This is a genomic window from Pseudomonas sp. RW407, assembly GCF_003176655.1.
In the GTDB taxonomy this organism is placed as follows: Bacteria; Pseudomonadota; Gammaproteobacteria; order Pseudomonadales; family Pseudomonadaceae; genus Pseudomonas; species Pseudomonas delhiensis.
Genome location: NZ_QGSL01000106.1, coordinates 486,857 through 509,105 on the forward strand (window position 1 = coordinate 486,857; position 22,249 = coordinate 509,105).

At 67.9% G+C, this 22,249-nt stretch carries 21 protein-coding genes; 13 read left to right on the plus strand and 8 right to left on the minus strand.

All coding sequences use genetic code 11. From position 1 onward, the window contains the following. Positions 1 to 64: 64 nt before the first annotated feature. Together DK254_RS19035 and DK254_RS19040 are read right to left on the minus strand one after the other, a co-directional pair. Complete coding sequence (locus DK254_RS19035) at positions 65 to 1,363, minus strand: HlyC/CorC family transporter (protein ID WP_109935027.1); 1,299 nt, start codon at positions 1,361 to 1,363, stop codon at positions 65 to 67. A 46-nt stretch (positions 1,364 to 1,409) separates the two neighbouring features. Next, positions 1,410 to 2,210 carry an inner membrane protein YpjD gene (locus DK254_RS19040; RefSeq protein ID WP_089391433.1) on the minus strand — a complete coding sequence of 267 codons (801 nt, stop codon included), beginning with the start codon at positions 2,208 to 2,210 and terminating at the stop codon, positions 1,410 to 1,412. Between the two features lie 192 nt (positions 2,211 to 2,402). Between DK254_RS19040 and ffh the strand changes: the two genes are divergently transcribed. From ffh to rplS, 5 genes are all read left to right on the plus strand, one after another. After that, positions 2,403 to 3,776 carry a signal recognition particle protein gene (ffh, locus tag DK254_RS19045; RefSeq protein WP_109935028.1) on the plus strand — a complete coding sequence of 458 codons (1,374 nt, stop codon included), beginning with the start codon at positions 2,403 to 2,405 and terminating at the stop codon, positions 3,774 to 3,776. 142 nt (positions 3,777 to 3,918) lie between these two features. Further along, entirely contained in the window at positions 3,919 to 4,167 is a 249-nt protein-coding gene (gene rpsP / locus DK254_RS19050; protein WP_089391435.1) for a 30S ribosomal protein S16, read from the plus strand. Positions 4,168 to 4,172: 5 nt separating this feature from the next. Then, entirely contained in the window at positions 4,173 to 4,706 is a 534-nt protein-coding gene (gene rimM, locus DK254_RS19055) for a ribosome maturation factor RimM (protein WP_371921163.1), read from the plus strand. 24 nt (positions 4,707 to 4,730) lie between these two features. Beyond that, positions 4,731 to 5,474, plus strand: coding sequence for a tRNA (guanosine(37)-N1)-methyltransferase TrmD (gene trmD, locus DK254_RS19060; RefSeq protein WP_089391436.1), 744 nt, complete (start codon positions 4,731 to 4,733; stop codon positions 5,472 to 5,474). Positions 5,475 to 5,518: 44 nt separating this feature from the next. After that, positions 5,519 to 5,869 carry a 50S ribosomal protein L19 gene (gene rplS, locus DK254_RS19065; RefSeq protein ID WP_009616363.1) on the plus strand — a complete coding sequence of 117 codons (351 nt, stop codon included), beginning with the start codon at positions 5,519 to 5,521 and terminating at the stop codon, positions 5,867 to 5,869. Between the two features lie 229 nt (positions 5,870 to 6,098). On the opposite strand, the gene DK254_RS19070 is transcribed toward rplS, so the two are convergent. Together DK254_RS19070 and DK254_RS19075 are read right to left on the minus strand one after the other, a co-directional pair. Continuing rightward, entirely contained in the window at positions 6,099 to 6,773 is a 675-nt protein-coding gene (locus DK254_RS19070; RefSeq protein WP_109935029.1) for a hypothetical protein, read from the minus strand. Between the two features lie 123 nt (positions 6,774 to 6,896). After that, on the minus strand, positions 6,897 to 8,720 hold the full coding sequence (locus DK254_RS19075) for a sodium:proton antiporter (RefSeq protein WP_109935030.1): 1,824 nt from the start codon (positions 8,718 to 8,720) through the stop codon (positions 6,897 to 6,899). A 93-nt stretch (positions 8,721 to 8,813) separates the two neighbouring features. Here DK254_RS19075 and xerD point away from each other — a divergent pair, with 93 nt between their 5' ends. From xerD to DK254_RS19100, 5 genes are all read left to right on the plus strand, one after another. Then, positions 8,814 to 9,710, plus strand: coding sequence for a site-specific tyrosine recombinase XerD (gene xerD, locus DK254_RS19080; RefSeq protein ID WP_109935031.1), 897 nt, complete (start codon positions 8,814 to 8,816; stop codon positions 9,708 to 9,710). Between the two features lie 177 nt (positions 9,711 to 9,887). Then, entirely contained in the window at positions 9,888 to 10,616 is a 729-nt protein-coding gene (locus DK254_RS19085) for a thioredoxin fold domain-containing protein (RefSeq protein ID WP_109935032.1), read from the plus strand. A 172-nt stretch (positions 10,617 to 10,788) separates the two neighbouring features. Further along, a complete protein-coding gene (locus DK254_RS19090) occupies positions 10,789 to 12,093 on the plus strand; it encodes a homoserine dehydrogenase (RefSeq protein ID WP_089391442.1) in 1,305 nt (434 codons plus the stop codon). 92 nt (positions 12,094 to 12,185) lie between these two features. Beyond that, positions 12,186 to 13,595: a threonine synthase gene (gene thrC / locus DK254_RS19095; RefSeq protein WP_109935033.1), complete on the plus strand. Its 1,410-nt coding sequence runs from the start codon at positions 12,186 to 12,188 to the stop codon at positions 13,593 to 13,595. Positions 13,596 to 13,726: 131 nt separating this feature from the next. Next, the gene (locus tag DK254_RS19100; RefSeq protein ID WP_089391444.1) at positions 13,727 to 14,011 is read left to right on the plus strand and encodes a DUF3509 domain-containing protein; all 285 of its coding nucleotides are present in this window, start codon (positions 13,727 to 13,729) and stop codon (positions 14,009 to 14,011) included. Positions 14,012 to 14,070: 59 nt separating this feature from the next. Here DK254_RS19100 and DK254_RS19105 read toward each other — a convergent pair whose 3' ends face one another. Both DK254_RS19105 and DK254_RS19110 read right to left on the minus strand, forming a co-directional pair. Then, the gene (locus DK254_RS19105) at positions 14,071 to 14,394 is read right to left on the minus strand and encodes a hypothetical protein (RefSeq protein ID WP_089391445.1); all 324 of its coding nucleotides are present in this window, start codon (positions 14,392 to 14,394) and stop codon (positions 14,071 to 14,073) included. Between the two features lie 747 nt (positions 14,395 to 15,141). Next, entirely contained in the window at positions 15,142 to 16,341 is a 1,200-nt protein-coding gene (locus DK254_RS19110; RefSeq protein ID WP_109935034.1) for a CaiB/BaiF CoA-transferase family protein, read from the minus strand. Between the two features lie 250 nt (positions 16,342 to 16,591). Here DK254_RS19110 and DK254_RS19115 point away from each other — a divergent pair, with 250 nt between their 5' ends. The 3 genes from DK254_RS19115 (at position 16,592) to recJ (ending at position 20,118) form a co-directional block, all read left to right on the plus strand. Next, complete coding sequence (locus tag DK254_RS19115; RefSeq protein WP_109935035.1) at positions 16,592 to 17,764, plus strand: diguanylate cyclase; 1,173 nt, start codon at positions 16,592 to 16,594, stop codon at positions 17,762 to 17,764. Between the two features lie 69 nt (positions 17,765 to 17,833). Beyond that, on the plus strand, positions 17,834 to 18,373 hold the full coding sequence (locus DK254_RS19120; protein WP_109935036.1) for a YaeQ family protein: 540 nt from the start codon (positions 17,834 to 17,836) through the stop codon (positions 18,371 to 18,373). Between the two features lie 29 nt (positions 18,374 to 18,402). Continuing rightward, positions 18,403 to 20,118 carry a single-stranded-DNA-specific exonuclease RecJ gene (gene recJ / locus DK254_RS19125; protein ID WP_109935037.1) on the plus strand — a complete coding sequence of 572 codons (1,716 nt, stop codon included), beginning with the start codon at positions 18,403 to 18,405 and terminating at the stop codon, positions 20,116 to 20,118. Positions 20,119 to 20,240: 122 nt separating this feature from the next. Here recJ and DK254_RS19130 read toward each other — a convergent pair whose 3' ends face one another. Both DK254_RS19130 and DK254_RS19135 read right to left on the minus strand, forming a co-directional pair. Continuing rightward, positions 20,241 to 21,758 carry a tripartite tricarboxylate transporter permease gene (locus DK254_RS19130; RefSeq protein ID WP_109935038.1) on the minus strand — a complete coding sequence of 506 codons (1,518 nt, stop codon included), beginning with the start codon at positions 21,756 to 21,758 and terminating at the stop codon, positions 20,241 to 20,243. A 10-nt stretch (positions 21,759 to 21,768) separates the two neighbouring features. Continuing rightward, the gene (locus DK254_RS19135; RefSeq protein ID WP_109935039.1) at positions 21,769 to 22,239 is read right to left on the minus strand and encodes a tripartite tricarboxylate transporter TctB family protein; all 471 of its coding nucleotides are present in this window, start codon (positions 22,237 to 22,239) and stop codon (positions 21,769 to 21,771) included. Positions 22,240 to 22,249 lie beyond the last annotated feature (10 nt).

The window sequence follows — 22,249 nt, forward strand, 5'->3', positions numbered from 1 at the left end:
AGCGCAGGCCCTGGCGCGGGATGCTGGGTAAGCAGGGGGTGATTATAGGGCGCGGGCCAGCCGCTCAGGCAAGCCCGCCGGCGCTGCCCGGCGCCGCTGCGGCGGCGCGCCCGGTGAGCCAGACGCGCACGCTCTTCACGCGGTTTTCGCCGGACTGCAGGATTTCCAGGCGGTAGGGGCCGATGCGCAGGCACACCGGGCAGTCGGGAATCTGCTCCAGCGCCTCGGTGACCAGGCCGTTGAGGGTCTTCGGGCCTTCGCTGGGCAGTTGCCAGCCGAGGGCGCGGTTGAGCTCGCGGATGTTCGCCGAGCCGTCGATCACGTAGGTGCCGTCGGCCTGGGGGTGGATGTCCGGGTTGCGCAGGGCGTCGGCGTTGCTGAACTCGCCAACGATCTCCTCGAGGATGTCTTCCAGGGTGATGATGCCGATCACCTCGCCGTATTCGTCGACGACGATGCCGATGCGTCGCTTCTGCTTCTGGAAGTTGATCAGCTGGGTGGCCAGCGGCGTGCTCTCGGGGATGAAGTAGGGCTCCAGGCAGGCCGCGCGCAGGCTGTCCTTGGTCAGCTGGTTGTGCGTCAGCAGGCGGGCGATCTGGCGCATGTGGACGATGCCCTCGACCTGGTTGATGTCGTTGCGGAACACCGGCAGGCGCGTGTGGGTGGTGTTGCGCAGCTGGCCGATGATGCTCTCCACGTCGTCGTCCAGGTCGATGCCCTGCACCTCGTTGCGCGGCACCATGAGGTCGTTCACGGTGATCTTTTCCAGGTCGAGGATGCTCAGCAGCATGTCCTGGCGGTTGGCGCTGAGCTTCTCGCTGGATTCGCTGACCACGCTGCGCAGCTCGTCGTTGTTCAGCGGCCGGCTGCGGCGCTGCGCCGGGTCCAGGCCGCACAGCCGCAGGATGCCGTTGCTCACCCCGTTCATCAGCCACAGCAGCGGGCTGAACAGGCGCTGCAGCCACAGCAGCGGCAGGCTGGCGGGGAAGGCCACGCGCTCCGGGCGCAGGGTGGCGTAGGTCTTGGGGGTGATCTCGCCGAAGATCAGCAGCACCAGGGTCAGCGCCAGGGCGGTGGGCGCCACCGCGAAGTCGCCCCACAGGCGCAGGGCCAGCACGGTGGCCAGGGACGAGGCGATGACGTTGACCAGGTTGTTGCCGATGAGGATGGTGCCCAGCAGGCGGTCGGTGCGCAGCAGCAGCCAGCTGGTGCGCCGCGCCGCGCGGTTGCCCTGCTTGGCCTGGTGGCGCAGGCGGTAGCGGTCGAGGCTGAGCACCCCGGTCTCGACGCTGGAGAAGAATGCCGAGCACAGCAGCAGGACGACCAGCAGGCCGATCAGGTAGCCGGGATGGATGTCGCCCATGCGTCGGGTTCCCTCAGCGTTCCGGGGCGCCCAGGCGCCGCCGGGCTCAGATGTGCAGGATGAATTCCTTGACCAGCTTGCTGCCGAAGTAGGCCAGCATCAACAGGCAGAAGCCGGCCAGGGTCCAGCGGATCGCCTTGTGCCCGCGCCAGCCGAGCTGGTGGCGGCCCCACAGCAGCACGGCGAAGACCACCCAGGCGAAGCAGGAGAGGATGGTCTTGTGCGCCAGGTGCTGGGTGAACAGGTTGTCGAGGAACAGCCAGCCGGAGACCAGCGACAGCGAGAGCAGCACCCAGCCGCCCCAGAGGAAGCCGAACAGCAGGCTTTCCATGGTCTGCAGCGGCGGGAAGTTGCGGATCAGCCCGGCCGGGTGCTTGTGCTTGAGGCGATGGTCCTGCACCAGCAGCAGCAGGGCCTGGAACACCGCGATGGTGAGCAGGCCGTAGGCCAGCACCGAGAGCAGGATGTGCGCGAGGATGCCCGGCTGCTCGTTGATCGGCTCCAGGGTGCCGTGGGGCACCAGCACCGACAGCGCGGCGGTCAGCATGCCCAGGGGGAAGAGGAACAGCAGCAGGTTCTCCACCGGGATGCGCAGGCAGGCCAGCAGGGTCAGGGCGATCACCGCCGCGGCGATCAGGTTGGCGGCGTTGAAGAAGTCCAGCACCAGCCCGGCGTCGGTCAGCAGCTGCGGCGCCAGGCCCAGGCACTGGGCGATCAGCGCGGCCAGGCCGAGCGCCAGCAGCAGGGGTTTGTTCGGCGCGGCGCGGCGCGCCAGGCAGACACCGTGGTAGGCCGTGGCGCCCAGGTAGAGGAGGGCGGCGAGCAGGCTGGGTAGCAGAGGGTGCATAGCTTCTTGGGCGAATCCTTCGAAAGGTGCCGAGTTTGGCACAGAACGGCCGTGCCTAGAAAGCAGCCGGGAACGCTTCGCTTTCTCGCTGCAGCGGGATCATCGGCGGTGTCTGTGGCCTTCGCAGTTGGTTATAATCCCGCGCTTGCTGCCACGCCCACCCCGGCCGGCCACGGCCCGATAGGAACGCGCATGTTCGAAAACCTTACAGACCGCCTCTCGCAAACGCTGCGCCAGGTCACCGGCAAAGCCAAGCTGACCGAGGACAACATCAAGGATACGCTCCGCGAAGTGCGGATGGCCCTGCTCGAGGCCGACGTGGCCCTGCCGGTGGTCAAGGACTTCGTCAACCGCATCAAGGAGCGCGCGGTCGGCACCGAGGTGTCCAAGAGCCTGACCCCGGGCCAGGCCTTCGTGAAGATCGTCCAGGCCGAGCTGGTCGAGCTGATGGGCGCGGCCAACGAGGACCTGGCGCTCAACGCCGCGCCGCCGGCGGTCATCCTGATGGCCGGCCTGCAGGGCGCGGGCAAGACCACCACCGCCGGCAAGCTGGCGCGCTTCCTCAAGGAGCGCAAGAAGAAGTCCGTGCTGGTGGTCTCGGCGGACGTCTACCGCCCGGCGGCGATCAAGCAGCTGGAAACCCTGGCCAGCGACATCGGCGTGACCTTCTTCCCCTCGGATACCAGCCAGAAGCCGGTGGCCATCGCCGAGGCGGCGATCCGCGAGGCGAAGCTGAAGTTCATCGACGTGGTCATCGTCGATACCGCCGGTCGCCTGCATATCGACGCCGATATGATGGACGAGATCAAGCAGGTCCACGCGGCGATCCAGCCGGTGGAAACCCTGTTCGTGGTCGACGCCATGACCGGCCAGGACGCCGCCAACACCGCCAAGGCGTTCAACGACGCCCTGCCGCTGACCGGCGTGGTGCTGACCAAGGTCGACGGCGATGCCCGTGGCGGTGCCGCGCTGTCGGTGCGCGCCATCACCGGCAAGCCGATCAAGTTCCTCGGCATGGGCGAGAAGAGCGAAGCCCTCGACCCCTTCCACCCGGACCGCGTGGCCTCGCGCATCCTCGGCATGGGCGACGTGCTCAGCCTGATCGAGCAGGCCGAGCAGACCCTCGACCGCGAGAAGGCCGAGAAGCTCGCGAAGAAGATCAAGAAGGGCAAGGGCTTCGACCTCGAAGACTTCCGCGACCAGTTGCAGCAGATGAAGAACATGGGCGGCCTGGGCAGCCTGATGGACAAGCTGCCGATGCTCGGCGGCGTCAACCTGGCGCAGATGGGCAACGCCCAGGGCGCGGCCGAGAAGCAGTTCAAGCAGATGGAAGCCATCATCAATTCCATGACTCCGGCCGAGCGCCGCGACCCGGAAGTGATCAGCGGCTCGCGCAAGCGCCGCATCGCCCTGGGTTCGGGCACCCAGGTGCAGGACGTGGGCCGTCTGATCAAGCAGCACAAGCAGATGCAGAAGATGATGAAGAAGGTCACCGCCAAGGGCGGCATGGCCAAGATGATGCGCGGCATGGGGAGCATGTTCCCCGGCGGCATGCCGAAGATGTGAGCCGCAGGCCCGCCTGCCTGGCGGGCCGACGTGCTGCGGCTTGCGGCGCGGGGCTTTAGCTCATAGAATATGCGGCCTTTCGGGCTCCGTGCCCGGGGGCTGCATTTCTTTTTTGCAAGCAAACCATAGGAACAATGTACGCATGGTAACCATTCGTCTGGCTCGTGGCGGCTCCAAGAAGCGCCCGTTCTATCACCTGACCGTGACCAACAGCCGCAACGCTCGCGACGGCCGTTTCGTCGAGCGCGTCGGCTTCTTCAACCCGATCGCCACTGGCGCCGAAGTCAAGCTCTCGGTCAACCAGGAACGTCTGAACTACTGGCTGAGCCAGGGCGCCCAACCGTCCGAGCGCGTAGCCCAGCTGATCAAGGAAGCCGCCAAGGCTGCCTGAAGTCGATGAACACGATGCCTGCGGCCGAGGAAATGATCGTACTCGGCAAGATAGTTTCCGTGCATGGCATTCGTGGCGAGGTGAAGGTGTATTCCTTTACCGACCCGTTGGACAACCTGCTGGACTACCGGCGCTGGACGCTACGGCGTGGCACCGAGGTTCGACAGGCTGAACTGGTCAGTGGCCGCGTGCAGGGCAATGTCCTGGTGGCGAAGCTGAAGGGCCTGGATGATCGCGAAGTCGCCCGCACCTATGCGGATTTCGAGATCCTGGTGCCGCGCAGCGAGCTCCCGGAGCTGGATGACGGTGAGTTCTACTGGAGCCAGTTGGAAGGTCTCAAGGTGATCGATACGAACGGGCAACTGTTCGGGATACTCGACCACATGCTGGAGACCGGCGCCAACGACGTGATGGTGGTCAAGCCCTGTGCGGGCAGCCTGGACGACCGCGAGCGCCTGTTGCCCTATACGGAGCAATGCGTGCAATCGGTGGACCTGGCAGCCGGCGAGATCAGGGTGGACTGGGACGCGGATTTCTGACCCGCAGGGTAGGAGTTTCAACCCATGTGGATCGGGGTCATCAGCATCTTTCCGGAGATGTTCCGCGCCATCAGTGACTACGGCATCACCAGCCGTGCGGTGAAACAGGAGCTGATCCGGCTCGAGTGTTTCAACCCACGCAACAACACTGATGACCGTCACCAGACGGTGGACGACCGGCCCTTCGGCGGTGGTCCGGGCATGGTGATGAAGATCAGGCCGCTGGAAGGCGCACTGGGCGATGCCCGGCAAGCCGCAGGCGGACCGGCGAAGGTGATCTACCTGTCGCCGCAAGGTCGCAAGCTGACGCAGGCGGCCGTGAAGGAACTGGCGAACGAGGAACGACTGATCCTGATCGCCGGGCGTTACGAAGGCATCGACGAGCGCTTCATTGAAGAGCATGTCGATGAGGAATGGTCGATTGGCGATTATGTCCTGTCCGGGGGTGAGCTTCCGGCCATGGTGCTGATCGACGCGGTCACGCGGTTGTTGCCCGGTGCATTGGGCCACGTGGACTCCGCCGAGGAGGACTCCTTCACGGATGGCCTGCTCGACTGTCCGCACTACACCCGCCCCGAGGTGTACGCAGACAAACGTGTTCCCGAGGTGCTGCTCAGCGGCAACCACGAACACATCCGGCGCTGGCGTTTGCAGCAGTCCCTAGGCAGGACCTGGGAACGACGTGCCGATCTTCTGGATTGCCGCTCGCTTTCTGGAGAAGAGAAGAAGCTGCTGGAGGAATACATCCGCCAGCGGGACGATAGTTAACGTATCGATGGCGAGCGCCGAGCGCTTGTCTTAGGAGCACTGAGATGACCAACAAGATCATTCAGCAGATCGAAGCTGAACAGATGAACAAAGAGATTCCGGCGTTCGCCCCCGGCGACACCGTAATCGTCCAGGTGAAAGTGAAGGAAGGCGACCGTCAGCGTCTGCAGGCCTTCGAAGGCGTCGTGATCGGCAAGCGCAACCGCGGCCTGAACAGCGCGTTCACCGTTCGCAAGATCTCCAACGGCGTAGGCGTAGAGCGTACCTTCCAGACCTACAGCCCGCTGGTCGACAGCGTCAGCGTCAAGCGTCGCGGTGACGTGCGCAAGGCCAAGCTGTACTACCTCCGCGAACTGTCCGGCAAGGCAGCGCGCATCAAGGAAAAACTGGTCTGAGTCCACGACTCCCAGTCGATCCGGAAAAAAGCAGCCCTCGGGCTGCTTTTTTCATGCCTGGGATTTGGTGGGAAGGTGATGGCAACCTGTAGGAGCGGGCCCTGCCCGCGATTTCGCGCGCAGGGCGCGCTCCTACAACTGTGCCTCCGGAACCGTGGGGCGCGTGCGTAGGACTCCGTCCGCGATCAGGCCAACAGACGACTCCCGGTTTCCCGGCTTCCCGGCCGCCTCACGGCCGCATGCTGACGCGCAGCGAAGCCTGGGACAGGTCGATGTCCTGCAGGCTCAGGCTGCCCATGCTCTGGCTCTGCGGGGCGCCGGCGACGCGGATGTTGTCGAAGCGCATCTCGCCGATGGAGCTGGGCAGGCGCAGGCTGATGGAGCCGTCGGGGTTGACGTTGGAGGCCAGGTGCTCGGTGTCGTAGACCACGTCCTTCATCGAGGTCTCGGCCTGTAGGCTGTCCACCACCGGCAGCACCAGGCGCGCCAGCTGCTTCATGGTGCCCACGCCGTCGCCGGCCTCGGCGCTGACGAACAGACTCTGCAGCGTCTCGTCGAAGCCCTGGGCGTTGATGCCGCTCATCTCGCTGTCGCTCAGCGGCTTCAGCCCGCGCGGCTGGTGGCTCTGGCCGATCGCCGGGGGCTGGCGCTGGATGTCCGCGCTGGCCAGCTGGAAGGGCCCGAGCAGGGCCGCCACCAGGGTGGCGGCCAGGCGCAGGTTGTTCTGCTTCTTCAGCGCCCGCTTGACCTGGCGCTCGCTGATCCAGCCCTGGGCGATCAGGGTTTCCCCCAGGCGCAGGCCGTTGCGCAACTGCAACTGGATCGCCTGGTCCAGCTGGGCGGCGCTGATCAGGCCCTTGTTGACGAGAATCTGGCCGAGGCGGGAATTCTGGGTATTGGACATGGTGGTGGACCACGTAGGCAAAGAATGATGGCGTGGTGCAATCATTGCTTCCGGCACGCCGCCTGTCACCCATCTTAGGATAGGCTGACGAAGGATTCGCCAGCCGATCCCGGGGCATTCCGACTATCGGTCGCCCTCCTTGCCGGCGGCGTCGGCGCCTTCTTCGATCAGCGCTATCACCAGCCAGCCCTCCCCGGGGGTCAGGGGCCGGGTGCTGCTGGCCACGTGCATCCAGCCCGACGGGTCGCGGGCGAACAGCAGGGTGGCGGCGTTGCCGTACAGCGCCTGGTACCGCTCCCAGCCGAAGCTCTCGCTGAGCAGGGTGCTGCGCACCTCGGCGCCGCGGGACAGCAGGCCGGCGAACTGCGGGTAGCTCAGCTCGCGCGGGCTCAGGTTCTGCCCGCGGTGCTGGTCGCTGGCGCGGTGCTTGTCGCTGCGCCGGCTCTCCTGGCCGCTGGTCAGGCTGTAGAGGCGGGCGCCGAACTCGTGGCGGAAGCGCATGCAGGCCAGGGTGTTCAGCTCGCCCGAGGGCGACAGGGCCAGCAGGTGGCCGAGGCCGACCAGGTCCAGGTGCGCCTCGGCATGCTGCGAGGTGGGATTGCCGAAGTAGGTGGGCAGGTTGTCCATGCGCGCGGCGCGGATGTTCTCCCAGCTGGAGTCGGTGAGCAGCACGCGGCTGCCGGCGTTCTTCAGCGCCGTGCCGATGGCCCGCGCCACCGGGTTGGCGCCGACGATGAGGAAGCCGCTGGGCGCCGGCTCCGCCACCTTCAGCAGGCGCGCCAGGGGCCGCGCGGTGGCGCTCTGCAGGACCACGGTGCCGATGATCACCAGGAAGGTCAGCGGCACCAGCAGCTGGGCCTGTTCATGGCCGGCCTCCTGCAGGCGGATGGCGAAGATCGCCGAGACCGCCGCCGCGACTATCCCGCGCGGGGCTATCCAGGCCAGCAGCGCGCGTTCGCGCCAGTCCAGCGACGAGCCGGCGCTGCTCACCAGCACGTTCAGCGGCCGCGCCACGAACTGGATCAGCGCCAGCACCAGCAGCGCCGCCGGGCCCAGGCCGAGCAGGGCGGACAGGTCCAGGCGCGCGGCGAGGACGATGAACAGGCCGGAGATCAGCAGCACGCTGAGGTTCTCCTTGAAGTGCAGGATCTGCCGCACGTCCACGCCCTTCATGTTGGCCAGGCACATGCCCATCAGCGTCACCGCCAGCAGGCCGGACTCGTGCACCGTCAGGTTGGCGCCGATGAAGATGCCGAGCACCGCCGACAGCGCGGCCAGGTTGTGCAGGTAGTCCGGCAGCCACTGGCGGCGTAGCACCTGGCCGAGGGCCAGGCCGCCGAGGATGCCGAAGGCGCTGCCGCAGGCGATCACCGCGGCGAAGGTCAGCAGGCTGTCGCGCCAGCCGCTGCCGGCGTCGCTGGCGGCGATGAAGCTGTACACCACCACCGCCAGCAGCGCGCCCAGCGGGTCGATGACGATGCCTTCCCAGCGCAGGATGTTGGCGATGGTCGCCTTCGGCCGCACCACGCGCAGCATCGGCACTATCACCGTGGGGCCGGTGACCAGGGTGAGGGTGCCGAACAGCAGCGCCATCTCCCAGCTGAAGTCCAGCAGCCAGTGCGTCGCCAGGGCGATCACGCCCCAGGTCAGCAGCGCGCCCCAGGTGACCATGCGCTGCACCACCTTGCCGATCTCGCGCCATTCGCTGAAGTGCAGGGTGAGGCTGCCCTCGAAGAGGATCAGCGCCACCGACAGCGAGACCAGGGGGAACAGCAGCGGGCCGAACAGCGCCTGCGGGTCGAGCAGGCCGAGCAGGGGGCCGGCGAGGATGCCGGACAGCAGCAGGAAGAGGATCGCCGGCAGGCGCAGGCGCCAGGCCAGCCACTGGCAGAGCAGGGCGCCGGCGCCGATGCCGCCGAGGGAAAGCAGAACGCGGGTTTCATCCATGCATGGGGTTCCTTGACGAGGGTTTGGCTGGCCGCGGACGGCCCGCCTGTGGAAGACTAGCCGCGCCCCGACCGCTTTAGAAACCGCCAGCGCATGACACCCGTTCCCCATCCCCTGATCGACCGTTTTCTCGACGCCCTGTGGCTGGAGAAAGGCCTCTCCGACAACACCCGCCTGGCCTACGGCAGCGACCTGGCGCTGTTCAACGGCTGGCTGGGAGAACAGGGCGTGGGTCTGGAGCGCGCCGGCCGCGAGCTGATCCTCGACCACCTGGCCTGGCGCCTGGCCCAGGGCTACAAGGCCCGCTCCACCGCGCGCTTCCTCTCCGGGGTGCGCGGCTTCTACCGCTACTGCCTGCGCGAGAACCTCATCGCCGAGGACCCGACCCTGCAGGTGGAACTGCCGCAACTGGGCAAGCCGCTGCCCAAGTCGCTGTCCGAGGCCGACGTCGAGGCGCTGCTGGCCGCGCCCGAGACCGAGGACCCGCTGGGCCTGCGCGACCGCGCCATGCTGGAGGTGCTCTACGCCTGTGGCCTGCGCGTCAGCGAACTGGTCGGCCTGACCCTGGAACAGCTCAACCTGCGCCAGGGCGTGGTGCGGGTGTTCGGCAAGGGCAGCAAGGAACGCCTGGTGCCGTTGGGCGAGGAAGCCATCCTGTGGATCGAGCGCTATATGCGCAATGCCCGCGGCGACCTGCTCGGCGGCCGCCCCAGCGACGTGCTCTTCCCCAGCCTGCGCGGCGAGCAGATGACGCGCCAGACCTTCTGGCACCGCATCAAGCACCACGCCAGGGTGGCCGGCATCGGCAAGTCGCTGTCGCCGCACACCCTGCGCCACGCCTTCGCCACCCACCTGCTCAACCACGGCGCCGACCTGCGCGTGGTGCAGATGCTGCTGGGCCACAGCGACCTGTCGACCACCCAGATCTATACCCACATCGCCCGCGCGCGCCTGCAGGAGCTGCACGCCCAGCACCACCCGAGGGGCTAGAGGCGGCTGCAGGCTACAGGCGGCAGGCTGCAGGAAAGAGCCGGGCAAGGTGCAGCGGGACGCCCGCTCTTCGCCTGTAGCCTGCCGCCTGCGGCCTGTAGCCTCGTGCTACAAGCGTGCGGTTCGGTGGAGGGCCGCCCTGTGATAGTCTTCGGGGTTCATCCACAGGAGTTTTCCATGCGTCTGTCCCGATTCCTGGTTGCCGCGGCCCTGGGCCTGGCCAGCACCCTCGTCCTGGCCGCCGAGCCCGACCAGACCATCCGCAAGACCCTGCAGTCGCTGCAGCCCGACCTGCCCATCGAAGCCATCAGCGCCAGCCCGGTGCAGGGCCTGTACCAGGTCCAGCTCAAGGGTGGCCGCGTGCTCTACGCCAGCACCGACGGCAACTTCGTCGTGCAGGGCAGCATCTACCAGGTGAAGGATGGCGCGGCCACCAACATCACCGAGGTCGCCGAGGCGGCCGGCGTGGCCAAGACCATCAATGCCCTGCCCGCCAGCGACATGGTGGTGTTCCCCGCCCAGGGCAAGGCCAAGGCCCACATCACCGTGTTCACCGACACCACCTGCCCCTACTGCCAGAAGCTGCACGCCGAGGTGCCGGAGCTGAACAAGCGCGGCATCGAGGTGCGCTACCTGGCCTTCCCGCGCCAGGGGCCGAAGTCCCCGGGTGACCAGCAGCTGCAGGCGGTGTGGTGCTCCAAGGACCGCGCCGCGGCCATGACCGACATGTTCCACGGCAAGGAAATCAAGGCCGCGCAGTGCCCCAACCCGGTGGACAAGCAGTTCGAGCTGGGGCAGATGGTCGGCGTGCAGGGCACCCCCGCGATCATCCTCGAAAGCGGCCAGATGCTGCCGGGCTACCAGAGCGCCGGCGAAATCGCCAAGCTGGTGCTGGACACCAAGTGAATCGGGCCCTGCGCCTGATTTGACTAATGGGGAGCCGCTTCGTAATGTGCGGTTCCTTTAACCATGAGGCCGGGCGCTCGCCCGGCCTTCGTACGGTACGTCCCCGTCCTCGCCGCCTGCGCGCCGCGTGCCGGGGCGTACCCCGTTTGCCGCGATGATGGGGAGTTTCAGCGTGAAACCGGTGAAAGTGGGAATCTGTGGGTTGGGGACCGTCGGTGGCGGTACCTTCAATGTACTCAAACGCAACGCCGAGGAGATTGCCCGCCGTGCCGGGCGTGGTATCGAGGTTGCGCAGATTGCCGCCCGTCGCCCCAACCCGAAATGCGAAACCGGCAGCACCCCCATCACTGCCGACATTTTCGACGTGGCGAACAACCCGGAAATCGACGTGGTCATCGAACTGATCGGTGGCTACACCCTGGCCCATGAGCTGGTGCTCAAGGCCATCGAGAACGGCAAGCACGTGGTCACCGCGAACAAGGCGCTGATCGCCGTGCACGGCAACGAAATCTTCGCCAAGGCCCGCGAGAAGGGCGTGATCGTCGCCTTCGAGGCCGCGGTGGCCGGCGGCATCCCGGTGATCAAGGCGATTCGCGAAGGCCTGGCGGCCAACCGCATCAACTGGCTGGCCGGCATCATCAACGGCACCGGCAACTTCATCCTCACCGAGATGCGCGAGAAGGGCCGCGCCTTCGCCGACGTGCTCAAGGAAGCCCAGGCGCTGGGCTACGCCGAGGCCGACCCGACCTTCGACGTCGAGGGCATCGACGCCGCGCACAAGCTGACCATCCTGGCGTCCATCGCCTTCGGCATCCCGCTGCAGTTCGACAAGGCCTACACCGAGGGCATCACCAAGCTGACCACCGCCGACGTGAACTACGCCGAGGCCCTGGGCTACCGCATCAAGCACCTGGGCGTGGCGCGCCGCACCGACAAGGGCATCGAACTGCGCGTGCACCCGACGCTGATCCCGGCCGACCGCCTGATCGCCAATGTGAACGGCGTGATGAACGCCGTCATGGTCAACGGCGACGCCGCCGGCTCCACGCTGTTCTACGGCGCCGGCGCCGGCATGGAGCCCACCGCTTCCTCGGTGGTCGCCGACCTGGTCGACGTGGTCCGCGTGCTCACCACCGACCCGGAGAACCGCGTGCCGCACCTGGCGTTCCAGCCGGACGCGCTCTCCGACCACCCGATCCTGCCGATCGACGCCTGCGAAAGCGCCTACTACCTGCGCATCCAGGCCAAGGACCACCCGGGCGTACTGGCCCAGGTGGCGACCATCCTCTCCGAGCGCGGCATCAACATCGAATCGATCATGCAGATGGAAGTCGAAGAGCATGACGGTCTGGTGCCGATGATCCTGGTTACCCACCGCGTGCTCGAGTCCCGCATCATCGAAGCCATCGCCGCGCTGGAAGCGCTGGATGACGTGGTCGGCAATGTCGTACGCATTCGCGTCGAACAGCTCAACTAATCGGGCTGCAGGCTACAGGCTGCAGGCGCCAGGCGGAAAAGCCTGAAGCCTGCCGCCTGAGGCCTGAAGCCAAAACCGAAGGTTTTGAACAAATGCGCTACATCAGTACCCGCGGCCAGGCGCCCGCGCTGAACTTCGAAGACGTGCTGCTGGCGGGCCTGGCCAGCGACGGCGGCCTCTACGTGCCGGAAAACCTGCCGCGCTTCACCGTCGAGGAGATCGCCTCCTGGGCCGGCCTGCCGTACCACGAGCTGGCCTTCCGGGTGATGCGCCCGTTCGTCGCCGGCAGCATCAGCGATGCCGATTTCAAGAAGATCCTCGAAGAGACCTACGGCGTCTTCGCCCACAACGCCGTGGCGCCGCTGCGCCAGCTCAATGGCAACGAATGGGTGCTGGAGCTGTTCCACGGCCCGACCCTGGCCTTCAAGGACTTCGCCCTGCAACTGCTCGGCCGCCTGCTCGACCACGTGCTGACCAAGCGCGGCGAGCGCGTGGTGATCATGGGCGCCACCTCCGGTGATACCGGCTCGGCGGCCATCGAGGGCTGCAAGGCCTGCGAAAACGTCGACATCTTCATCATGCACCCGCACAACCGCGTGTCCGAGGTGCAGCGCCGGCAGATGACCACCATCCTCGGCGAGAACATCCACAACATCGCCATCGAAGGCAACTTCGACGACTGCCAGGAGATGGTCAAGGCCAGCTTCGCCGACCAGGGCTTCCTCAAGGGCACCCGCCTGGTGGCGGTCAACTCGATCAACTGGGCGCGGATCATGGCCCAGATCGTCTACTACTTCCACGCCGCCCTGCAGCTCGGCGCGCCGGCCCGCTCGGTGGCCTTCTCGGTGCCCACCGGCAACTTCGGCGACATCTTCGCCGGCTACCTGGCGCGCAACATGGGCCTGCCGGTCAGCCAGCTGATCGTGGCGACCAACCGAAACGACATCCTGCACCGCTTCATGTCCGGCAACCGCTACGACAAGGACACCCTGCACCCGTCGCTGTCGCCGTCCATGGACATCATGGTCTCGTCCAACTTCGAGCGCCTGCTGTTCGACCTGCACGGCCGCAACGGCAAGGCCATCGCCGAGCTGATGGACGCCTTCAAGGCCACCGGCAAGCTGTCCGTCGAGGACGACCGCTGGACCGAGGCGCGCCGCCTGTTCGATTCCCTGGCGGTGGACGACGAGCAGACCTGCCAGACCATCGCCGAGGTCTACGCCGAGTGCGGCGAACTGCTGGATCCGCACACCGCCATCGGCGTGCGCGCCGCCCGCGAATGCCGCCGCAGCCTGGCCATCCCCATGGTCACCCTGGGCACCGCGCACCCGGTGAAATTCCCGGAAGCGGTGGAGAAGGCCGGCATCGAGGCCGTCCCGGCGCTGCCGGCGCACCTGGCCGACCTGTTCCAGCGCGAAGAGCGCTGCACCGTGCTGCCCAACGAACTGGCCAAGGTCCAGGCCTTCGTCAGCGCCCACGGCAACCGCGGCAAACCGCTCTAAGCCGGTCGAAAGAAAAGCCCGCCAGCTTGGCGGGCTTTTTCGTTTCCGGGGCAAATATCTGAGGTTATTGAACTTTTTCCTGCAGAAAGGGGTCTTTTCCTGACGTATCCGTTGTATCCCAGGAGAACCCCATGGACCGACTCGAGCCCCTGCTCGCAGCCATCTTCAGCCAATACGCCCACGATCTCGGACCCGCGCGTCCGGACGGTGGCCGGGTGCTGAGCCTGAGCACCTCCGAAGGCGAGGTCGTCCTGCGTCGCGTCCTCAGTGGCGACCAACTGGCCGACGAGCGCAATTGCCAGGAAGCGCTGGAGGCCATCAGCCGCGACCTGGCGGTCCAGGAGGGGCGGATCTGCAACGACGTCATCCACGCCCTGCGCCAGCGCGCCGCCCAGGTGCTCAGCTACGACGCCTGAGCCCGCCAGCTCCATCGAGAATGCCGCCGCCCCGGCCCGGGGCGGCGGCATTCGCGTTTCTATAGCCGCCCGCACTGCACCAGGCGGGCGCGGATGGCCCCGGTGGTGCGGCCATGGGCGCGGGCGATGGCGGTGACAGGTTCGCCCTCGTCGAAGCGCTGCAACAGGGCCTGTTCCTCTTCCTCGTTCCAGGGCTTGCCGGCCTGCTCCGGGCTCGGGCGCACCTTGCCCTGGGCTTCGAGGGCCTGGATGGCCTGGAACAGCGCGCGGATCACCTCCGGCGCCTGGCAGGCATCGCCGCCGGGAAGGGCTTGCCCGGTGCGCGGATCGAGGCCGTGGGCCAGCTTGCGCAGCGTGTCCAGGCAATGCGGGTTCGTTTCCATGAAGCCGTCTCCTCTGCGGAGCGTCCGGAATGGACGCCGAAAGGATCAGGTAGTGGATTTCCTGGTGCGGATCAGTCGGCCCGATCGCTTTTCCCTGTAGGAGCGAGCTTGCTCGCGAACCCAAGCCCGGCCCGCACGCCAGCCTAGCCGGCGAGCGACGTGCTGTTCGGCCACTGCGGACAGCGCCCTCTCCCGCTTGCGGGAGAGGGCTGGGGAGAGGGCAACGGACTTCGACGACACACTGGTGCTGGGCTTGGATCCGCTCCCCCTCCCTAACCCTCCCCCGCAAGCGGGAGAGGGGACCGTTGGGTAGAACGAAAGGCCCTGGCGTCAGCCGGAGGCATCCGTGAGCGATTCCGAGCCAACCGGCGAGTGACGATCTGCCAGGCCGCTGCGGACAGCCCCCTCTCCCGCTTGCGGGAGAGGGGACCGTTGGGCAGAACGACAGGCCATGGAGTCAGCCGGTATAGCCCCGTTCGCGAGCAAGCTCGCTCCTACAAGAGCGGGCGGGTGTGCAGGATGACTGCTTGGTTTCGCTTGACGCCGAACGGCTCCCTCTCCCTTCAGGGAGAGGGCTGGGGAGAGGGTTGCGGACGTCGACGACACACCGATGCTGGGCTTGACTCCGCACCCCCTCCCTAACCCTCCCCCACAAGCGGGAGAGGGGGACCGTTGGGCAGAACGAGTGGCCACGCAGTCAGCCGGTAGCCCCGTTCGCGAGCAAGCTCGCTCCTACAGGGGCGCGGCTCAAACTGATCCATCACGCCGCAGCGCGGCGATCTGTTCGGCGTCGTAGCCCAGTTCCGCCAGGATCGCGTCGTTGTGCTCGCCCAGCTTCGGGCCTATCCACTCGGCCGAGCCGGGGGTTTCCGAGAGCTTGGGCACTATGCCGGGCATCTTGAAGGGCTTGCCGTCCGGCAGCTTCGCCGAGAGGAACATCTCGCGGGCGAGGAATTGCGGATCGCTGAACATGTCCTCGGCGGAGTAGATGCGGCTGGCCGGCACCTCGGCCGCGTTCAGCACCTTCAGCACCTCTTCCTGAGGCAGTGAGCGGGCCCAGCGGTCGATCACCCCGTACAGCTCGTCGCGCCGGGCGTCGCGGCCGTCGTTGCCGGCCAGCTGCGGGTCGTCGGCCAGGTCCTGGCGGCCGATGGCGAGCATGAAGCGGCGGAAGATGGCGTCGCCGTTGGCGGCGATCTGCACGTGCCTGCCATCGGCGGTGGTGTGCACCGAGGAGGGGGTGATGCCGGGCATGATGTTGCCGCTGCGCTCGCGGATGAAGCCGAACACGTCGAACTCCGGGACCATGGACTCCATCATGGCGAACACCGCCTCGTACAGCGCCACGTCCACCACCTGGCCCTGGCCGCCGTTGACCTCGCGGTGGCGCAGGGCCATGAGCGCGCCTATGACGCCCCACAGGGCGGCGATGGAGTCGCCGATGGAAATGCCGGTGCGCACCGGCGGGCGGTCCTCGAAGCCGGTGATGTAGCGCAGCCCGCCCATGGATTCGCCCACCGCGCCGAAGCCCGGCTGGTCCTTGCAGGGGCCGCTCTGGCCGAAGCCGGAAAGGCGCACCATCACCAGCCTGGGGTTAAGCGCGTGGAGCACGTCCCAGCCCAGGCCGAGCTTCTCCAGCACGCCGGGGCGGAAGTTCTCGATCAGGATGTCGGCCTCGGCCAGGAGCTTCTTCAGTACCTCGCGGCCGGCTTCCTGCTTGAGATTGAGTGTCAGCGAGCGCTTGTTGCGCGCCTGCACGAACCACCACAGCGAGGTGCCTTCGTAGAGCTTGCGCCACTTGCGCAGCGGGTCGCCGCCGTCGGGCGATTCGATCTTGGTGACTTGCGCGCCGAACTCGGCGCACAGGCGCGCGGCGAAGGGGCCGGCGATCAGGGTGCCGAGCTCCACGACCTTGAGGCCGGCGAGGGGTTTGGCGGTGGCGTTCATCGGGTGTTCCGTCGGTCGGGCAGTGTGGGGCGACTCTAGCGTGGCTCGCGGCCGACGGGTAGCCCGGCGGCGCGGGCAAAGCTGACCGATCGGTTGTGAAGGCGTTCCGCGATCGGCTCCGGGCGCGTAGAGTAGGGAGCATTCCCACACTTTTTTCAGGCCGGCCCGGGTATCCGCTCATGCGTGCCGTTGATCTTCCTCCTTCTGCCGACCCCATGCCGCCTGCGCCCCGGATGCCGAAGGAGGGCGCATGTCGCTGAGCCTGCCCACCCTGCTGCTGGTGGACCTCTACATCCTCGCCCTGGTCGGGGTGCTGATGTTCTTCGCCTGGTACGGCGGGCGCCGCGAGCCGACCCTCGGCTACATGGCCGGCATGCTCCTGCTCGGGGCGCTGTCCACCTTCCTCATCGCCCTGCGCAGCTTCGGCCTGGAGATGCTGGCCATCGTCGCCGGCAACGTGGTGGTGATGCTTTCCTGCGCGCTGCTGTGGACCAGCATGCGCGTGTTCGCCGGGCGCGCGCCCTACTGGCCCGGCGTGGCCGCGGGGGCCGTGCTCTGGTTGCTGCTGTGCCTGTGGCCGGCCTTCCTGCACTCGATGGTCGCGCGCATCCAGGTCCACTCGGCGCTGACCGTGGTCTACTGCCTGCTCGCCGCCGCCGAGCTGTGGCGCAGCCGCCGGCGCCTGGAAGTGCCGCTGCGGCCGACCCTGGCCCTGCTGCTGTTCCACGCGGGCTTCTATACCCTGCGCATCTTCGTCGACCGCGGCGCGGTGCCGGGCGAGCCCTCGGGCACCTACACCACCCTGTTCACCCTGCTGGTGTTCGAGACCATGCTGGTCGCCGTCGGCCTGGCCTTCACCACCCTGACCATGGTCAAGGACCGTGCCGAGCTGAAGTTCCGCTCGGCGGCCCTGAGCGACCCCCTGACCGGCATCGGCAACCGCCGCGCCTTCATGGATTCCGGCGAGCGCCTGCTGCGCCTGTGCGCCGAACGCGGCGAGCCGGTGGCGCTGCTGGTCTGCGACCTGGACAACTTCAAGCGCCTCAACGACGCCTACGGCCACCCGGTGGGCGACCGCGCCCTGCAGGAGTTCAGCCGCATCACCGCCTCGCGCATGCGCCGCCAGGACGTGTTCGGGCGCATCGGCGGCGAGGAGTTCGCCTGCCTGCTGACCGGGGCCGGCACCGAGGCCGCCTGCCAGGTGGCCGAACGCATCCGCCGGGAGTTCGCCGAGGTTCCGTTCGTCGGTGAGGGCCTGCTCAGCGTCAGCATCGGCGTGGCCACCAGCGAGGAGGGCGGCTACGAGCTGGCGCGGCTGCTGTCGCTGGCCGACCAGGCGCTGTACCTGGCCAAGGCCAAGGGCCGCAACCGCATCGAGCTGTCGGCCTCCCGCCCGGGGCACGAAGGCCGCGGCCACCGCTGAGCGCGACGGGGGCGGCAGGGCGGGCGCAATCGGGGTAGACTTGCCGCCTTCGCATCGCTGGGATAGACCATGGCCCTCTCCGCCACCCCCTACAAGGCCGACATCAGCCTCACCGACCTGGACCGCGGCGTCTACGAGACACTGCGCTTCACTGTCGCCCGCCATCCCTCGGAAACCGAGGAGCGCCTGGCGGTCCGCCTGCTTGCCTTCGTGCTCTGGTACAACGAGCAGCTGGCCTTCGGCCGGGGCCTGTCGGACGTCGAGGAGCCGTCGTTGTGGGAGAAGAGCCTGGACGACCGCATCCTGCACTGGATCGAGGTCGGCCAGCCGGACAGCGAGCGCCTGGTGTGGTGCTCGCGGCGTTGCGAAAGACTCTCGCTGCTGGCCTACGGCAACCTGCGCGTATGGACCACCAAGGTCCTCGACGGCGTGCGCCACCTGAAGAACCTCAATGTCGCCGCCGTCCCCCAGGAGCCCCTGGAGGAACTGGCCCGCGACCTGCCGCGTTCGATCAACTGGACCGTGATGATCAGCGAGGGGACGATCTTCGTCACCGACGAGAACGGCCAGCACGAACTGCAACTGGAATGGCTGATGGGCGAGCGATAAAAGCCGCCGGAAAGGACACTGTACGACCGATGCGCATCGACCCCCGCCCGCTGCCGGAAACCCTGCCCGACCTCGGCGACCTGCCGCCGCTGCTCACCCGCCTGTACGCCGCCCGTGGCGTGAAGTCCGCCGAGGAGCTGGACAAGGGCCTGGCGCGGCTGATCCCGTACCGCCAGCTCAAGGGCATCGACGCCGCCGTGGCGCTGCTGGTCGACGCCTTGCAGAAGCGCCAGCGCATCCTCTACGTCGGCGACTTCGACGCCGACGGCGCCACCGCCAGCAGTGTCGGCGTGCTGGCCCTGCGCCTGCTCGGCGCGGCCTGGGTCGACTACCTGGTGCCGAACCGCTTCGAATACGGCTACGGCCTGACCCCGGAAATCGTCGCGGTCGCCCTGGAGAAACGCCCGGAGCTGCTGGTCACCGTGGACAACGGCATCTCCAGCATCGACGGCGTGGCCGCGGCCAAGGCCGCCGGGCTGCGCGTGCTGGTCACCGACCATCACCTGCCGGGCCCGGAACTGCCGGCGGCGGACGCCATCGTGAACCCCAACCAGCCGGGCTGCGAATTCCCCAGCAAGGCGATGGCCGGGGTCGGGGTGATCTTCTACGTGATGCTCGCCCTGCGCGCGCGCCTGCGCGAGCTGGACTGGTTCGCCCGCAGCGGCACGCCGGAGCCGAACCTGGCCGAGCTGCTCGACCTGGTGGCCCTGGGCAGTGTCGCCGACGTGGTGCCGCTGGACGCCAACAACCGCATCCTGGTGCACCAGGGCCTGGCGCGCATCCGCGCCGGCCGCGCCCGCCCGGGCCTGCGTGCGCTGCTGGAAGTGGCCGGGCGCGATGCCCGGCGCATCACCTCCACCGACCTGGGCTTCATCCTCGGCCCGCGGCTCAACGCGGCCGGGCGCCTGGACGACATGTCCCTGGGCATCGAGTGCCTGCTCTGCGAGGACGAGGCCCTGGCCCGCGACATGGCGGTGCAGCTCGACCAGCTCAACCAGGACCGCAAAGCCATCGAGCAGGGCATGCAGCGCGAGGCGCTGGCCCAGCTCAAGGAACTGCCGGTGGAGGAAATGCCCTTCGGCCTGTGCCTGTTCGACCCGGACTGGCACCAGGGGGTGATCGGCATCCTCGCCTCGCGCCTGAAGGAGCGCTACCACCGCCCGACCATCGCCTTCGCCGACGCCGGCGACGGCAGCCTCAAGGGCTCGGCCCGCTCGGTGCCCGGCCTGCATATCCGCGACGCCCTGGACGCAGTGGCCGCGCGCCACCCGGGGCTGATCAGCAAGTTCGGCGGCCATGCCATGGCCGCCGGCCTGTCGCTGCCCCAGGGGCACTTCGGCGCCTTCGCCGCGGCCTTCGACGCCGAGGTGCGCCGCCAGCTCAGCGAGGACGACCTCACCGGGCGCATCCTCTCCGACGGCCAGCTGAGCCTGACCGAGTTCCACCTGGAACTGGCCCGCGCCCTGCGCCAGGCCGGCCCCTGGGGCCAGCACTTCCCCGAGCCGTTGTTCCATGGGGTGTTCCAGATCGTCCAGCAGCGCATCGTCGGCGAACGCCACCTGAAGCTGGTGCTCAAGACCGAGTGCGGCTCGCTGCAACTGGACGGCATCGCCTTTAACGTCGACCGCGAGGTCTGGCCGAACCCGACGGTGCGCTGGGCGGAGATGGCCTATAAGCTGGACGTCAACGAATTCCGCGGCAACGAGAGCGTGCAGCTGATGGTGGTGCACCTGGCGCCGCGCTGACCCGCCAGCGCCTCCCATCGCAGGGTTTACGAGCGCCAGCCGCAGACAAAAAGAGACCCGCGCAAGGCGGGTCTGAAATCGCCGCAGGAGAGAACGCGGCGAGCGTGGTTCTTCTTCCGGGCTCAGGCGCTGGCCGGCTGCGCGCCGCGGCGGGCCAGGCGGCGGCGCCAGGCGCGGTACAGCGGCAGGCAGAGCATCGCCGCCACCAGGGCCCAGGTGCCGATGGCGATGGGGCTGGACCAGAGGATGCCCAGCTCGCCGTTGGAGATCGACAGCGCGCGGCGCAGATTCTGCTCCATCAGCCCGCCGAGGATGAAGCCCAGCAGCAGCGGCGAGAGCGGGAAGTCGAGCTTGCGCAGGATGTAGCCGAGGATGCCGATGGCGACCATCAGGAACAGGTCGAAGGTGGTGGCGTGCACGGCGTACACGCCGATCGCGGTGATGATCGCGATGCCCGGCACCAGTGCCCAGTTCGGCACCGCGAGGATGCGGGTGAACACCCGGACCATGGGCACGTTGAGGATGATCAGCATCAGGTTGGCGATGAACAGCGAGGCGATCAGGCCCCAGACGATGGTCGGCTGCTCCTGGAACAGCAGTGGGCCGGGGGTGATGTTGTACAGGCTGAGCGCGCCGATCATCACCGCCGTGGTGCCCGAGCCGGGCACGCCGAGGGTCAGCATGGGCACCAGGGCGCCGCAGGCGGAGGCGCCGATGGCGGTTTCCGGGGCGGCCAGGCCGCGCATGTCGCCCTGGCCGAACTTGCCCTTCTCGCCGGCGTAGCGTTTCTCGGTCATGTAGGCCACCGCGCTGGCCAGGGTGGCGCCGGCGCCGGGCAGCACGCCCATGACGAAGCCGAGCAGGCCGCAGCGCAGGTTGACCACGAATACCGAGGCGGCTTCCTTGAGGTTGAACAGCATGCGCCCGCTGGCTTCCACGGCCTTGTGCCCGTGGTGGGTCTTCTCCAGCAGCAGGAGGATCTCGCTGACCGAGAACAGGCCCAGCACCAGGACCACGAACTGGATGCCGTCGGCCACGTGGATGCTGTCGAAGGTGAAGCGGTACACGCCGCTGTTGGCGTCGATGCCGACACTGGACAGGAACAGCCCGAGCAGCGCCGCCAGCAGCGTCTTCAGCGGGCGGTCGCCGGCCAGGCCGCCGAGCGCGACTATGGCGAAGACCATCAGCACGAAGTATTCCGCCGGGCCGAAGGCGATCGCCCAGTTCGCCAGCAGCGGGGCGAACAGCACCATGCCGCAGGTGGCGATGAAGGCGCCGATGAACGAGCTCCAGGCCGACAGCGACAGGGCCACGCCGGCCAGGCCCTGGCGCGCCATGGGGTAGCCGTCGAGGGTGGTCATCACGGTGGAGGCCTCGCCGGGGATGTTCAGCAGGATCGAGGAGATCCGCCCGCCGTATTCGCAGCCCAGGTAGACCGCAGCCAGCAGGATCAGCGCCGACTCCGGCGGCAGGCCGAGGGCGAAGGCCACCGGGATCAGCAGGGCCACGCCGTTGATCGGGCCAAGGCCCGGGAGCAGGCCGACCACGGTGCCGATCAGCGTGCCGATCAGCGCGGTGATCAGGTTGTAGGGGCTCAGGGCGACGCCGAAGCCCTGCCCGAGATAGCTCAGGGTATCCATGACGGTGTCCTCAGAAGGGCAGGAAGTCGAGCACGCCCCGCGGCAGCGGGACGTCCAGGGTGCGGTCGAAGAGCAGGTACAGGCCGATGCTCAGCAGCGTGCAGGTGGCCACGCTGACGGCCGGCCTGCCGCCGTAGAGCAGGGCGATGAAGCTGCCCACCAGGGCGCTGGCGAGGATGAAGCCCAGCGGCTCGAAGAGCCCGGCGTAGACCAGCAGCAGGCCGACGCACGCCACCACCTTGCGCAGCAGCGCGCCTTCCAGCGGCTGCTCGTCGTCGTGGCGCACCGGCGTGGGCCGCAGGATCAGCCAGGCCAGGCCGATCGCCATCAGCGCCAGGCACAGCAGCGGGTAGGCGCGCGGGCCCACCGGTTCGTAGGAGAAGGGCGCCTGGTAGTCCCAGGCGATGGCCGCAAGGCCGAGGCAGGCCAGCAGCCAGGCACCGGCGAACAGCCGCTGCGGCAGCGAGTGGGGGGCGTGCATGTCGGGAACC